This is a genomic window from Vibrio sp. 10N.261.55.F4, assembly GCF_041470465.1.
GTDB lineage: Bacteria > Pseudomonadota > Gammaproteobacteria > Enterobacterales > Vibrionaceae > Vibrio > Vibrio crassostreae_C.
In genome coordinates this window covers 87,587-101,758 of the sequence record NZ_JBFRMM010000036.1, presented here as the reverse complement: position 1 = coordinate 101,758, position 14,172 = coordinate 87,587, and the positions used below count along the sequence as shown (strand labels likewise).

Annotated in this window: 12 protein-coding genes; 10 read left to right on the top strand and 2 right to left on the bottom strand. The window is 45.6% G+C overall.

The genetic code is table 11. From position 1 onward, the window contains the following. Positions 1-180 precede the first annotated feature (180 nt). A complete protein-coding gene (locus AB4249_RS17175) occupies positions 181-1,089 on the bottom strand; it encodes a DMT family transporter (RefSeq protein ID WP_372104124.1) in 909 nt (302 codons plus the stop codon). A gap of 138 nt (positions 1,090-1,227) precedes the next feature. On the opposite strand from AB4249_RS17175, the gene rmuC reads away from it, so the two are divergent. The 7 genes from rmuC (at position 1,228) to tatC (ending at position 7,562) form a co-directional block, all read left to right on the top strand. Further along, positions 1,228-2,760 carry a DNA recombination protein RmuC gene (rmuC, locus tag AB4249_RS17170; protein WP_017063049.1) on the top strand — a complete coding sequence of 511 codons (1,533 nt, stop codon included), beginning with the start codon at positions 1,228-1,230 and terminating at the stop codon, positions 2,758-2,760. 65 nt (positions 2,761-2,825) lie between these two features. After that, positions 2,826-3,605, top strand: a complete 780-nt coding sequence (gene ubiE, locus AB4249_RS17165; RefSeq protein ID WP_026012235.1) for a bifunctional demethylmenaquinone methyltransferase/2-methoxy-6-polyprenyl-1,4-benzoquinol methylase UbiE — start codon at positions 2,826-2,828, stop codon at positions 3,603-3,605. Positions 3,606-3,702: 97 nt separating this feature from the next. Next, a complete protein-coding gene (locus AB4249_RS17160; RefSeq protein WP_017063051.1) occupies positions 3,703-4,308 on the top strand; it encodes an SCP2 domain-containing protein in 606 nt (201 codons plus the stop codon). Next, the gene (gene ubiB / locus AB4249_RS17155; RefSeq protein ID WP_017065813.1) at positions 4,305-5,939 is read left to right on the top strand and encodes a ubiquinone biosynthesis regulatory protein kinase UbiB; all 1,635 of its coding nucleotides are present in this window, start codon (positions 4,305-4,307) and stop codon (positions 5,937-5,939) included. Before AB4249_RS17160 ends, ubiB begins: the two co-directional genes overlap by 4 nt. Before the next feature lie 53 nt (positions 5,940-5,992). Further along, positions 5,993-6,247, top strand: a complete 255-nt coding sequence (gene tatA / locus AB4249_RS17150; RefSeq protein WP_017060154.1) for a Sec-independent protein translocase subunit TatA — start codon at positions 5,993-5,995, stop codon at positions 6,245-6,247. A 3-nt stretch (positions 6,248-6,250) separates the two neighbouring features. After that, a complete protein-coding gene (gene tatB, locus AB4249_RS17145) occupies positions 6,251-6,658 on the top strand; it encodes a Sec-independent protein translocase protein TatB (RefSeq protein WP_017060155.1) in 408 nt (135 codons plus the stop codon). Between the two features lie 148 nt (positions 6,659-6,806). Beyond that, positions 6,807-7,562: a twin-arginine translocase subunit TatC gene (tatC, locus tag AB4249_RS17140; RefSeq protein WP_017060156.1), complete on the top strand. Its 756-nt coding sequence runs from the start codon at positions 6,807-6,809 to the stop codon at positions 7,560-7,562. Between the two features lie 288 nt (positions 7,563-7,850). Here the strand turns inward: tatC and AB4249_RS17135 are convergent, their stop codons facing one another. After that, complete coding sequence (locus AB4249_RS17135; RefSeq protein ID WP_017063053.1) at positions 7,851-8,612, bottom strand: TatD family hydrolase; 762 nt, start codon at positions 8,610-8,612, stop codon at positions 7,851-7,853. A 208-nt stretch (positions 8,613-8,820) separates the two neighbouring features. Here AB4249_RS17135 and hemB point away from each other — a divergent pair, with 208 nt between their 5' ends. The 3 genes from hemB (at position 8,821) to polA (ending at position 13,862) form a co-directional block, all read left to right on the top strand. Continuing rightward, a complete protein-coding gene (gene hemB, locus AB4249_RS17130) occupies positions 8,821-9,864 on the top strand; it encodes a porphobilinogen synthase (protein WP_017060158.1) in 1,044 nt (347 codons plus the stop codon). 76 nt (positions 9,865-9,940) lie between these two features. Then, positions 9,941-10,375 (top strand): GNAT family N-acetyltransferase, encoded by a 435-nt coding sequence (locus AB4249_RS17125; RefSeq protein WP_372104122.1) that lies wholly within the window; start codon positions 9,941-9,943, stop codon positions 10,373-10,375. Positions 10,376-11,063: 688 nt separating this feature from the next. Next, a complete protein-coding gene (polA, locus tag AB4249_RS17120; RefSeq protein ID WP_372104119.1) occupies positions 11,064-13,862 on the top strand; it encodes a DNA polymerase I in 2,799 nt (932 codons plus the stop codon). Positions 13,863-14,172: the final 310 nt, after the last annotated feature.

Below are 14,172 nucleotides of genomic sequence, written 5' to 3'. Positions count from 1 at the left end.
GTTATTCGCTGAAAATGACTTCAGTGAAATATTAGGGAACTAACATGACTCTAGAGGTAGATGCTTAATAATTAAAATAAAAATGGCGAGTCATAGGACTCGCCATTTTTGTATTCAAAGCTTGTTATCGTTGATAATTCGGGAAGTCGCGTAGTGCGATAATCCTAATCTTTCTGGGCATTAACTTTCAGGGCTGAGGTTGTTTTTCTTCTTTCCCCATTTGATCTGCTGGATAACAAGGCCGGTAATGATCAGTACCAAGCCAAACAGGGTCGCTGGGTGAATCTCTTCGCCGATAATAGTGGAAAGTAGCATCAACGAGATAAACGGTGACGCAAAAATCAGATTGCTGATACGCGCTGTGTTGTTGGTCAGCTTCAGTGCTGATAGCCATAAGACAAAGGTAATGCCCATCTCAAACAGGCCTACGTAAGTCACAGCCATCCAACCTTTTGCTGTGATTTGGCTAAAGCTCTCGCCTTCGTAAATGGTTAAACCGATCGCGAAGGGCAATGCCACTAAGAAACCAAGCAATACGCCAATCACAGGGTCAGCCTTGTTTTTGGTGTTTAGAATCCAGTATCCCGCCCAAAGCAAGGTTGAAAGTAGCGCCAGAGCCACACCAAGTGGACTATCGAACTGCATTCCTAGCACATCGCCTTTGGTGGCAATGACCACCACACCCGCATAACTGAAGGTACAAGCAATCCAATCTTGCTTACGAATCTTTTGTCCGAGAAAAACCGCCGCCATCAAGGTTAGCGTAATTGCCCAACTGTAGTTGATGGCCTGCGCTTGAGATGCTGGCAATAGGTCGTATGCTTTGAATAGAATCAGGTAGTAGGCCAGTGGATTGACCAAGCCGAGCAGCAGGTAATACCAAGGGTTTGAAAGGAACGTAGTACTCAGCTGAGAGAGCTTACCTTGAAAGGCGCAGACTGCGATCAGCGCAATCGACGACACAATACTGGCAATGGTCAGCATTTGAATCGGTGAAAACTCAGCAAGGGTCAGCTTAAAAGCAGTAGCGACCGTTGACCACAGCAGTACTGCGGAAAGGCCAAAGCCCAAGGCACGACGTTCGTTCATGGCAACTCATTCTAATTTGATGGGACAGAATACGGAGCGCCTAGTCTATCTGTCGAATTTTAATACGGCAAACTGGACATTTATCCAGTATCAAAATACCATTTAATGAGTTATTTCAAATTAGGCTAAATCATTATCATGCAATGGATTATCGAACATCAGGCAACGCTTATTGCTGCAATTTCTGGCGCGCTCGTCAGCGGCGGTGTCGTGGGTTGGTGGATTAAACAGAAGCTCTCTTTTCAGCAGCGATTGCTCGAGCAGCAGCTAGAGTCCGATCGTTTGTTGCATGAATCTCAGCAAGCTCAGCTCAAAGCATCACTCGCAGAGGCGCAACAAGAGCTCGATGAGTTAGATGATGACCGAGACAAAGCGGCATTCGAGCTCAAGCAGGCGCACGGTAAGGTGATGGCTGCAATGGAAAAACTGCGCTACTTTGAGGCGGTAAAGCAAGAGCGCCAGCAGTACGCTGATGAGATCAATGTGCTTAAAGATCATAAGTCTGAATTAGAAGCCGAGCTGCGCGAGCAAGAAGCAAGGCATGACCAAGAAAACCTCGCCAATAGCGAAAAGCTGCAGTTGCTAGAGCAAGCTGAATCACGACTTAAGCAGCAGTTTGAATTGTTAGCGAACCAACTGTTTGAAACCAAAACCGCCAAGGTCGATCAGCAGAATAAGCAGAGCCTAGAAGGTTTGTTGTCTCCACTAAGAGAGCAGTTGGAAGGCTTTAAGAAACAAGTGAACGACAGCTTCAGCCAAGAAGCCAAAGAGCGTCATACTTTGGTGCATGAGCTTAAAAACCTGCAGCGTCTTAATGAGAGTATGACGCGTGAAGCGGTGAACCTGACTCAAGCGCTAAAGGGTGACAACAAACAACAAGGTAACTGGGGCGAGGTGGTGCTGGCTCGCGTGCTTGCTGAATCAGGACTGCGCGAAGGCCACGAATACCAAACGCAAGTGAACCTGCAAAACGATGCGGGCAAGCGTTATCAACCGGATGTGATTGTGCATCTGCCACAAGACAAGCAAGTGGTGGTCGATTCAAAAATGGCGCTGGTGGCATTTGAACGCTATTTCAATGCCGAAACCGATCAGCAACGCGATGCTGCATTGCGCGATCACTTGGTGTCACTGCGAGCGCACATCAAAGGCTTGAGCCAGAAAGATTATCATCAGCTCAAAGGCATACAGAGTCTGGATTACGTGTTGATGTTTATCCCGGTTGAACCAGCATTCCAAGTGGCGATTCAGGCGGATCCTAGCTTGGTGAAAGATGCGATGGAGCAAAACATCATCTTGGTCAGCCCAACCACTTTGCTGGTGGCACTGCGTACAATTGATAACCTGTGGCGTAACGACAGACAGAACCAGAACGCACAGGTTATCGCAGAACGTGCGAGCAAGCTTTACGACAAGCTGCGCCTGTTTGTTGATGATATGGAAGGCCTTGGCAGCTCACTTGATAGAGCAAACCAAAGTTATCAAGGGGCGATGAATAAGCTAGTCACAGGGCGAGGCAACGTGATTCGTCAGGCCGAAAGCTTCAAGCAATTGGGTGTTGAAGTGAAGAAACCGATCTCGATTGGTTTGGCCGAAATGGCGCAAAATGAGGCTTTTTCAGAAAATGCCTCCTTAGTAGAAAGACAACCCGCTGAGGATAAAGTAAACTAATCGGCCGCAGCGCCTCTAAACACGGAGCGTGCTGTCGATGAGAACTTACCATGGTAGATAACAGCATTATGGACACAAGCGTGCAGACAAATTCAGCAGTAGAGTCAGAAACCACACACTTTGGTTTCGAAACAGTCGCGAAAGACGAAAAAGTCGCGAAAGTAGCAGAGGTATTTCACTCTGTAGCCGCTAAATACGACATCATGAATGACTTAATGTCGGGTGGTGTTCACCGCTTGTGGAAGCGATTCACGATTGATTGCAGTGGCGTTCGCCCTGGTCAGCGTATCCTAGATCTTGGTGGTGGTACTGGCGACCTTACTGCGAAATTCTCGCGTATCGTTGGTGAAAAAGGCCATGTGGTTCTTGCTGATATCAACAACTCAATGCTGAATGTTGGCCGCGATAAGCTGCGTGATAGCGGTATTGTTGGCAACGTACATTACGTTCAAGCCAATGCTGAAGAGCTGCCTTTCCCAGATAACTACTTCGATTGCATTACCATCAGCTTCTGTCTGCGTAATGTTACCGATAAAGACCAAGCGCTGCGTTCAATGTACCGTGTGCTGAAGCCGGGCGGTCGTCTGTTGGTTCTTGAGTTTTCTAAGCCAGTACTTGAGCCTCTATCAAAGGTTTACGATGCCTACTCTTTCCACCTGTTGCCAAAAATGGGTGAGCTGATTGCCAACGACGCAGACAGCTATCGTTACCTTGCAGAATCAATCCGCATGCACCCTAACCAAGAAACCTTGGAAGGCATGATGCAAGAAGCGGGTTTTGAAAATACGAAATACTTCAACCTAACGGGCGGCATTGTTGCGCTGCACCGTGGTTACAAGTTCTAGTCGAACTTGGTAGCAGGCTCGTAGGGCGTGCTAAAAATAAGAATAAAGACAGAACGGATAGGTTAAGGCTTATCCGTTTTCAAAGGTAAGGACAGTCATGCCATTTGATCCATTGGTAACCGCGGTTATTGAAACCTCTTTAAATACTTTCGTGAACGATGATCCAGCCTTGGTTCGTCGTTTGTCTCGTTTAAAGGGGCAGATCATTCAAGTTAATTTGAAAGAGTTGAATAAAACACTCACTTTCGTTTTCAGCCAACAGATCGATGTGTTGTCGGAATACGAAGGGCAGCCTGATTGCTACCTATCTTTGAACCTATCGGTACTGCCTGAACTGCGTGAGCAATCGAACATCACCAAGCTGATCAAGCAAGATAAGTTGATCTTAGAGGGTGATATTCAACTGGCTCAGAAATTTGCTCAACTGATGACAGACTGCAAGCCTGATTTGGAAGAGTGGTTATCGCGTGTGACGGGTGATGTGGTTGCGCATACCTTGGTGCAAGGCGTTAAAAACGTCGGTGGCTTTGTAGCAAAACAGGCGACTAAGCATCAAAACCATGTTGCTCAAGTTCTGACTGAAGAGTGGAAGATCGCACCAGCACCGTTAGAAGTCGCGCATTTTTGCGACCAAGTTGATGACGTAAAAAGCTCTGCTGCTCGTCTTGAAGCTAAGTTGAACGCTCTGTTGGAGAAAGCATGACCCCAGCAGAACTGAAACGTCTTTATCATATTATCAAGGTACAGTTGGAATATGGCCTTGATGAGTTGATGCCGGAACACCAACTGACTAAAGCCCCTTTGTTGGCGCGAAAGTCACTGTTTTGGCTCAAGAACAAGCATCAAGATAAAGAGTTGGGTCATCGCTTGCGCCTTGCGCTGCAAGAACTTGGTCCAGTGTGGATCAAGTTTGGACAGATGATGTCGACACGTCGTGATCTGTTCCCTCCTCATATCGCCGATCAGTTGGCGTTGTTGCAAGACCAAGTTGCGCCGTTTGATGGTCAATTGGCGAAGCAAGATATGGAAAAGGCGTTGGGTGGCAGTTTAGACAACTGGTTTACCGACTTTGATATCGAGCCACTGGCTTCTGCTTCTATTGCTCAGGTGCATACCGCAAAGCTTAAAGAGAGCGGTCGCGAGATTGTTCTGAAGGTCATTCGACCTGATATTCGCCCGGTGATTGACGCAGATCTAAAACTGATGCACCGAATGGCGCGTATAGTCGCTAAGTCGCTTCCTGAAGCACGTCGTTTGAAACCGGTTGAAGTGGTTCACGAGTACGAGAAAACGTTACTTGATGAACTCGACCTGCGCCGTGAGGCGGCCAATGCCATTCAACTGCGACGTAATTTTGAAGGCAGTGAAGAGCTGTATGTTCCAGAGGTTATCCCTGATCTAAGCAGCGAAACCCTGATGGTGTCAGAGCGAATCTATGGTATTCAAGTCTCCGATATTGAGACGCTAGAAGCCAACGGCACCAACATGAAATTGCTCGCGGAACGCGGTGTGACGGTATTCTTCACCCAAGTATTCCGAGATAGCTTTTTCCATGCAGACATGCACCCGGGCAACGTATTTGTTAACCCAGAGAATCCAGATAACCCTCAGTGGATTGGTTTGGATTGTGGCATTGTTGGTACGCTCAATAGCGAAGATAAGCGCTATTTAGCAGAGAACTTGTTGGCTTTCTTCAATCGAGATTATCGTAAAGTTGCTGAGCTACACGTTGATTCGGGGTGGGTGCCACACGACACTAACGTCAATGATTTTGAGTTCGCGATCCGTATGGTGTGTGAGCCAATCTTTGCAAAACCACTTGGCGAGATCTCATTTGGCCATGTGTTGCTAAACTTATTTAATACAGCAAGACGTTTCAACATGGAGGTTCAACCTCAGTTGGTGCTTCTGCAAAAGACCTTGTTGTATGTCGAAGGCCTAGGCCGTCAGCTGTATCCGCAACTTGATTTGTGGGCAACGGCGAAGCCTTTCCTTGAAACCTGGATGATGAATCAGGTGGGGCCGCAAGCTGTGATCAACGCAGTAAAAGAGCGTGCGCCATTCTGGGCAGAAAAACTGCCAGAGCTGCCAGAGCTACTTTATGACAGCTTGCGCCAAGGTAAAGCGATGAACCACAGAATGGATCAGCTTTATCAAGGTTACCGAGATAGTAAGCGTCAGCAAGCAACTGGAAAGTTTTTGTTTGGCGTTGGAGCCACTTTAGTCGTATGCTCCGCAATATTAGTTTCAAGCCCTTATGAGCAGCTATCTATGGGCTGTGGCATCGCAGGTGTCACATTTTGGTTGCTTAGTTGGCGAGCTTACCGTCGTTAGACAGTAGACTCTCTTAATATTTTTATGTGTAGACAGACCCGAGGACAATGACAATGGGTGGTATCAGTATTTGGCAACTTCTAATCATTGCTGTAATTGTAATTTTGCTATTCGGAACAAAGAAACTGCGCGGTATGGGTGGTGACTTAGGTTCAGCGGTTAAAGGCTTCAAAAAAGCGATGAGCGATGAAGACAAGCCTGCAGATAAGAAAGATGCAGACTTCGAACCAAAGAATATTGAACAGCAGAAGACAGAAGCTCACGCTGAAACAACTGCTGAAACAAAGAAAGACAAAGAGCAGGCGTAAATCGTGTTTGATATCGGTTTTTGGGAACTGGTATTAATATCTGTCGTTGGGTTAGTGGTTTTAGGGCCTGAGCGTTTGCCCGTGGCGATTCGCAGTATTTCCAAGTTTGTTGGACAAGCGAAAAGCATGGCAAACAGTGTGAAAGATGAACTTTCTCATGAGCTTAAGGTGCAAGAGCTGCAAGAAAACCTACGCAAGGCGGAAAAAATGGGTATGGAAGATTTATCTCCAGACCTTAAAGCGTCAGTCGATGAACTCAAGCAGGCCGCTGCTGAGGTTCAACGTCCGTATGCTAAGCCTGAGTCTGATAAGCCAAGTGAGACTAAACCTAGTGTCATGGAAACTGTGGAATCTGAAACCATTCAGGTCAACAGTGAAGCTTCAGCACCGTCAGATAAGAAAGCCGAATAGTCTCGCAAGGAGGAGTCGCCGGATACTTGATTCGCTAGATGTTTAAATAGATATCTATTCAAGTAAATAACTATTCAAGTGGATACCAATTCAACTGGATAGATACACGCGCGGCTCCTTTTCGATCTTCCTGTTTAAGAGGTTTGACATGTCTTCGACTGAGCAGACACAGCCTTTAATTAGCCACCTTCTAGAACTACGTAATCGCCTACTACGTGCGATTGTCGCGGTGCTAGTGATATTTGTCGGGCTAATTTATTTTGCTAATGATATTTATGAATTCGTATCAGCACCTTTGGTAGATCGTCTACCGGAAGGGGCGACGATGATCGCAACCGATGTTGCATCGCCATTTTTCACACCGCTGAAATTAACCTTGATCGCGTCTATATTCCTCGCGGTTCCGTTTATTTTGTATCAGGTGTGGGCTTTTGTTGCTCCGGGTTTATACAAGCATGAAAAACGCTTGATCATGCCGCTATTGGCTTCAAGTTCATTGCTGTTTTACTGTGGTGTGGCGTTCGCTTACTTCATTGTATTCCCTTTGGTATTTGGCTTTTTTACGGCCATATCATTAGGGGGAGTAGAGTTCGCAACCGACATCTCAAGCTATCTTGATTTTGTACTCGCGCTGTTCTTTGCTTTTGGTATTGCCTTTGAAGTGCCTGTTGCGATTATCTTGTTGTGTTGGACGGGTGCAACAACGCCTCAATCTCTGTCTGAAAAGCGTCCTTACATTGTGGTGGGTGCTTTCATCATCGGTATGATGCTGACACCACCAGATATGATCTCGCAAACACTGTTGGCGATTCCAATGTGTATTCTGTTTGAGATTGGTCTGTTCTTCGCACGTTTTTATACGCGTAAGCCAGATGCGGATGAAGAGGAAGAAGCTGAATCTTGATTCGGGATGCTTCAGTAAAAATTACATAATAAAAAAGCGGCCTAGGGCCGCTTTTTTATTATGTCTGTTTATCGAATCTTTAACTGATAGCCACAGTTCTGACATATATAGAGCTCTTTGATGCCCAAAATTTTATGCCATAGGGTTCGATGTTGACGTTGTAAGTGTTGTGAATGGTCACACATAATCAACTATCTCCATATGCAGGTGGTTGATACTATACATGTCACTTAGCTTTCTCAAATAAATTCAGGAAAAATCCGTAATAATTACTTATTAATAGATTTGTCATAAATTAAACAATGCCTTAGCATTTTTGGTGGTTATGTTTTCGACTTCTTCAAGGGTAATTCCGCGTAATTCGGCGATGCGTTTTGCTACTAATTCTGTGTAGGCTGGTTCATTGCGTTTACCGCGATTCGGTGTTGGTGCCAAGTATGGGCAATCTGTCTCTAGAATGACGTAATCCATATCGAGATGTGGGATCACCTTGTCCATCCCAGAGTTCTTAAAGGTCGAAACGCCGCCTAAACCTAAATGAAAGCCTAGCTCGTTGATCGCTTGAGCTTCCTCTAAGCTGCTACCAAAGCAGTGGAATACCCCGCGTAAGCTGCCATCTTGTTCTTTACGAAGTAGGGCAAGTGTCTCTTCAATGGAATCACGAGTGTGGATCACCACAGGTAGATCAAGCTCTTTTGCCCACTGCAGTTGAGTCACAAACGCCATCTCTTGTTCAGCCTTGAAGGTTTTATCCCAGTACAAGTCGATACCAATCTCACCCACGGCGATAAAGTCATGCTTATCAAACCAAGCTCGAATGGTTTTGAGGGTTTGCTCGATATTCGCATCCACATAACAAGGGTGTAAGCCCATCATTGAACGGCACACATCAGGAAACTGCGCTTCCGTTGCTAACATTGGTTCGATAGATTCTAAATCGATGTTCGGCAATAGAATGGTATCAATCCCTTGAGCCAGTGCGCGCTGCACAACTTGTTCGCGGTCTTCATCGAATTCACTAGCGTAAATATGAGCATGGGTGTCGATCATTGTTTTGTCCTGAAAGCGGTCTTTACTGAGTTGTCATGAGTATACGGCAGTGTGAGGAGAAGGGCATTTTTTGCCATTTATCCCTATTTTTGAGTGGGTTTCATATTTTACTGCTAGCGTCCTGAGCCATCAGTGATATGCTTTTGCCTGTATTTAGCACTTTTCATATCTAAGTATTTCGGTGCTTAGACTAGGCAAGGAGAATCTAGTGTCTGTTTCAATTCAAGGTCAATTCCCAGGTCGCCGTATGCGCCGTATGCGTAAGCACGACTTTAGCCGTCGCCTAATGGCAGAAAATCAATTGTCTGTGGATGATCTAATCTACCCAATGTTTATCCTGATGGGTAAAGACCGCCGCGAGCCTGTCGAGTCAATGCCAGGTGTTGAACGCTTGTCGATCGACTACATGCTTGAGGAAGCAGATTACCTGTCAAAGCTGGGTGTTCCTGCGATTGCTCTATTTCCAGTCGTGAACCAAGATGCTAAAAGTTTATGCGCAGCTGAAGCTCATAACTCAGAAGGTTTGGTGCAGCGCGCTGTACGTTTACTAAAAGAGCATGTGCCAAACATTGGCGTTATTACTGACGTAGCACTAGACCCGTTCACCACTCACGGCCAAGACGGCATCATCGATGAAGATGGTTACGTGATGAATGACGAGACGACTGAAGTCTTGATCAAGCAAGCATTATCACACGCTGAAGCGGGTGCTGACGTAGTTGCCCCATCGGATATGATGGATGGTCGCATTGGTAAGATCCGTGAAGCGTTAGAAGAAGCGGGCCATATTCATACTCAGATTATGGCGTACTCTGCAAAATATGCATCGTGCTACTACGGCCCATTCCGTGATGCAGTTGGCAGTGCTTCGAACCTGAAAGGTGGTAACAAGAAGAACTACCAGATGGATCCAGCCAACAGCGATGAAGCGATTCATGAAGTCGCGATGGATCTTAATGAAGGTGCGGACATGGTGATGGTGAAACCAGGCATGCCTTACCTTGATATTGTTCGTCGTGTTAAGCACGAACTGCAAGCGCCTACGTTTGCTTACCAAGTATCTGGTGAATACGCGATGCACAAAGCGGCGATTCAAAACGGCTGGCTGAAAGAGCGCGAAACCGTCATGGAATCACTGTTGTGCTTTAAGCGTGCTGGCGCTGATGGCATTCTTACTTACTTCGCTAAAGATGTCGCAGAGTGGCTTGCTGAAGATAACGCACAAGCTGCTGAGCATTTAAAAGAAAAGTAACCGTGTAGATCTCACTTAAGTGATCAGTAAAGGGTTGGCCATTGTGCCAGCCCTTTCGTTTATAAGGATGAATAAGATGTCAGTTGTCGTACGTGAAGGTTCTTTAGAAGAAGTGGTGTCTGTGGTCGAGCAGATCTCTGAGTTCGCTAAAAAAGAGAGCGTCTCTTCTCTTTCAGAGCGGCTAGCAGGGAAAAAGAACCTTATTTTAGTGGCTGAAGAAGCTGGCGTGCTGCTCGGTTTTAAGATCGGCTATGAATTGGGTCAAGATACTTTTTACAGCTGGTTTGGTGGCGTGTCACCGCTCGCGAGGAACAAAGGCGTTGCACAGGCGCAATTAGACGCTCAGGAACAGTGGGCGAAAGAGCAGGGCTACAGACAGTTAAAGGTTAAGTCTCGTAACCAGTTCCCTGCAATGTTGCGTCTGTTATTGAGAAACGGTTACCTAATCGAAAAATTTGAAGAAAAAGAAGACATTAATGACCATAGAATCCATTTTTTGAAGCAAATTTAAGCACTGCTGTTAACGGTTTATAAATTAAATGAGATTTATTATCATTTAAGTGTTGACTATTAAATGAGAATCATTATTATTAACTTCGTCTTAGGGAATAAGGAAATGTTCACAAGGATGTTAAGTACTCAAGTATCTACTTGGTTACCCAACAGAATTCTCGCGAACTTGTACTAAGTTCTTTTTGACACGACATTGCTCACATTGCTCACATTGCTTCCAGTGTAATTTATAGCTTTTAGGTAAAGCTGTGGTATTCAATTTGAATGGCTTTACCGGTTTTTGCTAGGCGACATCTTCGGGTGTCGCTTTTTTTATACCTACCATTTCAACAAGATGCATATTTAGTGGCACGTATTTTTATGAATAAAACGCCATCAGCATTCTTTTCCACAACGCAAGATCGAGAAAAGATCGTTGATCATCTGTTCGATCTGTAAAATTATTCTTTATTTTCAGTTGTTTATTGGTATTTTTTGAGTTGTTCACCTTAGTTCTCAACAGGGTGGATAAATAATATAAACAGAGTTATCCACAGAACGCTTGCGTCTAAGAACAAAAAATAACAACAAATCGATTATAACGAACACAACCGAGTGAACGGATACAGATCGACAACGTGGAATCCAACCAACAGACGTGGCATTCTTAACAGATAATTTCTGTACTTACTGGATACACAAACATTATGGCTCGTATTCCTGATAATCCATTGATTCTGATCGATGGCTCTTCTTACCTATATCGCGCGTTCCATGCTTACCCTGGCACAATGAGCAATGGTGATATCCCAACTAACGCTGTTTACGGTGTAGTTAACATGCTGCGCAGCATGATGCGTCAATTTGCTTCTGATCGTATTGCGGTAATTTTTGATGCGAAAGGAAAGACGTTCCGTGATGACATGTACCCAGAGTACAAGGCTAATCGTCCACCTATGCCGGATGATCTACGTTGTCAGATCGAACCTTTGCACAACGTGATTCGCGCAATGGGTCTACCACTTATCTCGATCCCAGGCGTTGAAGCGGATGATGTGATTGGCACGCTAGCTTCTCAAGCATCTAAAGCGGGCATGCCGGTTTTGATCAGTACTGGCGATAAAGATATGGCGCAGCTGGTTGATGACAACGTTACTTTGATCAACACCATGACCAACGTGGTTATGGATCGCGAAGGCGTGATAGAGAAGTTTGGCATCCCACCTGAGCTGATTATCGACTACCTTGCACTGATGGGCGATAAAGTGGATAACATTCCTGGCGTTCCAGGTGTTGGTGACAAAACAGCAACTGCTCTACTACAAGGCATTGGTAGCATCGAAAAGCTGTATCAAAACCTGGATGATATTGCCGCTCTTGGCTTCCGTGGTTCAAAAACCATGGCTAAGAAGCTGATTGATAATAAAGACAACGCTGAGATGTCTTACGAGCTTGCAACGATCAAACTGGACGTCGAGTTAGAAGAGACACCTGAGTCGCTTGTAAAAGCACAACCAAATACGGATGAGCTGATTAAGCTATACGGTCAACTGGTCTTCAAATCTTGGTTGAACGAGCTACTTGAAGGCGGCAGCGGTGTGGTTGAGGCGGATGAGAAGTCGGGTGCAGTGCGTAGCAGCGAGGCATCAACTACATCTACTGTAGAAATGAACACCTCTGCAGTGACGATTGATCGCAGCAACTACGAAACCATCCTCGATGAAGCGTCATTCAATGTTTGGCTAGAGAAACTGAAAGCGGCTGAAGTATTTGCTTTCGATACTGAAACCGACAGCCTAGATTACATGGTGGCGAACCTCGTTGGCCTGTCATTCGCGACTGAAGAAGGCGTTGCCGCGTACGTGCCGGTTGCCCATGATTACCTAGATGCACCTCAGCAGCTGGATCGCGATTGGGTACTTGAACAGCTTAAGCCGATTCTTGAAGATGATGCACAAGCGAAAGTAGGTCAGAACCTTAAGTTCGATATGAGTGTGCTAGCGCGCTACGGTATCGAGATGAAAGGCATCAAACACGACACCATGTTGGCGTCTTACGTTTTCAATAGCGTAGGTGGCAAGCATGATATGGACAGCCTAGCGCTGCGTTTCCTTCAGCACAGCTGCATCTCATTTGAGCAAATCGCAGGTAAAGGTAAGAAGCAGCTTACTTTCAACCAGATTGAGCTGGGTGAGGCGTCTCCATACGCGGCAGAAGATGCTGACGTGACTTTACGTCTTCATAACCGTTTGATGGAAAATATTGAGCAAGATGAAAAGCTAAAAGCCATCTATGAAGAAATCGAAGTACCCCTGATCCCTGTAATGTCTCGCATTGAGCGTACTGGTGTATTCATCGATGACATGCTGCTGGGCGCTCAATCGCAAGAGATTGCGGTTCGTCTGGATGAGTTAGAACAGAAAGCCTATGAGATTGCAGAGCAAGAGTTCAACATGAACTCGCCAAAACAGCTGCAAGCGATCTTGTTTGAGAAAATGGGTTTGCCAGTTATTAAGAAAACGCCATCAGGTGCACCTTCAACCAACGAAGAAGTGCTGCAAGAACTGGCTCTTGATTACCCGCTACCTAAGCTGATCATTGAGTATCGTGGTCTTGCGAAACTCAAGTCTACCTACACAGATAAACTGCCGAAGATGATCAACGCTGAAACGGGTCGTGTTCATACGTCTTATCACCAAGCGGTGACAGCAACGGGTCGTTTGTCTTCAACAGATCCAAACCTACAGAACATCCCAATTCGTAATGAAGAAGGTCGTCGTATCCGCCAAGCATTCGTTGCACAACATGGCTGGAAGATTCTAGCGGTCGATTACTCTCAAATTGAATTGCGTATCATGGCGCACCTGTCGGGTGATAAAGCGCTTCTGGAAGCATTCCAACAAGGCAAAGATATTCACGCGGCAACGGCTGCTGAGATCATTGGTGTTGATATTGAGCAGGTAACGACTGAGCAGCGTCGTCGTGCTAAAGCCGTTAACTTCGGTCTTATCTACGGTATGAGTGCTTTTGGTTTGGCTAAGCAACTGGGTATTCCTCGTGGGGAAGCACAGCACTACATGGACACTTACTTTGAACGTTACCCTGGCGTAATGCAGTATATGGAAGACACACGCAGCGCGGCTTCAGAGCAAGGCTTCGTTGAAACCATTTACGGCCGTCGTTTGCACCTTCCTGAAATTCAATCTCGTAATGGTATGCGTCGTAAAGCGGCTGAACGCGCAGCGATCAACGCGCCAATGCAAGGTACAGCGGCAGATATCATCAAGAAAGCGATGTTGTTAGTCGATGAGTGGATTCAAGCCGAAGGCGATGGTCGTGTGAAGCTATTGATGCAAGTACACGATGAATTGGTGTTTGAAGTGGAAGAGTCAGCTTTAGCCGAAATTGAAAGTAAAGTACAACAATTGATGGAATCCGCGGCAGAACTAGAAGTGCCGCTTGTGGCGGAAGCTGGCCACGGTGATAACTGGGATCAAGCCCACTAATCAGTTTTTGACCTTATTAAGCAAATTAGTATGAGCCAGTGCACAAACACTGGCTTTTTTTTGTCTCAAATAAAGATAAGCTGTGAAAAGAACTTAGATGTTTTAATAAAACATTCATGAAAAAAAACTACAAAAATTGTTTTCATTTCTGAGCAATTGTTGTACATTAAATCTTGTAGGGTACAGAGGTAAGATGTTCTATCTTTCAGACCTTTTGTTTCACGTTATTGGATTAGGCTGATTCAGCCGCCCCAGTCAGTATTTGACTGGGGCGTTTTTTCTTGTGCGAAAGAAAAATATTTCCAACCTA

Coding starts and splice junctions, on each gene's coding strand:
- tatA (WP_017060154.1), top strand. CDS start 5,993: ATGGGTGGTATCAGTATTTGGCAACTTCTAATCATTGCTGTAATTGTA.
- AB4249_RS17175 (WP_372104124.1), bottom strand. CDS start 1,089: ATGAACGAACGTCGTGCCTTGGGCTTTGGCCTTTCCGCAGTACTGCTG.
- tatC (WP_017060156.1), top strand. CDS start 6,807: ATGTCTTCGACTGAGCAGACACAGCCTTTAATTAGCCACCTTCTAGAA.
- AB4249_RS17135 (WP_017063053.1), bottom strand. CDS start 8,612: ATGATCGACACCCATGCTCATATTTACGCTAGTGAATTCGATGAAGAC.
- polA (WP_372104119.1), top strand. CDS start 11,064: ATGGCTCGTATTCCTGATAATCCATTGATTCTGATCGATGGCTCTTCT.
- AB4249_RS17160 (WP_017063051.1), top strand. CDS start 3,703: ATGCCATTTGATCCATTGGTAACCGCGGTTATTGAAACCTCTTTAAAT.
- ubiB (WP_017065813.1), top strand. CDS start 4,305: ATGACCCCAGCAGAACTGAAACGTCTTTATCATATTATCAAGGTACAG.
- rmuC (WP_017063049.1), top strand. CDS start 1,228: ATGCAATGGATTATCGAACATCAGGCAACGCTTATTGCTGCAATTTCT.
- AB4249_RS17125 (WP_372104122.1), top strand. CDS start 9,941: ATGTCAGTTGTCGTACGTGAAGGTTCTTTAGAAGAAGTGGTGTCTGTG.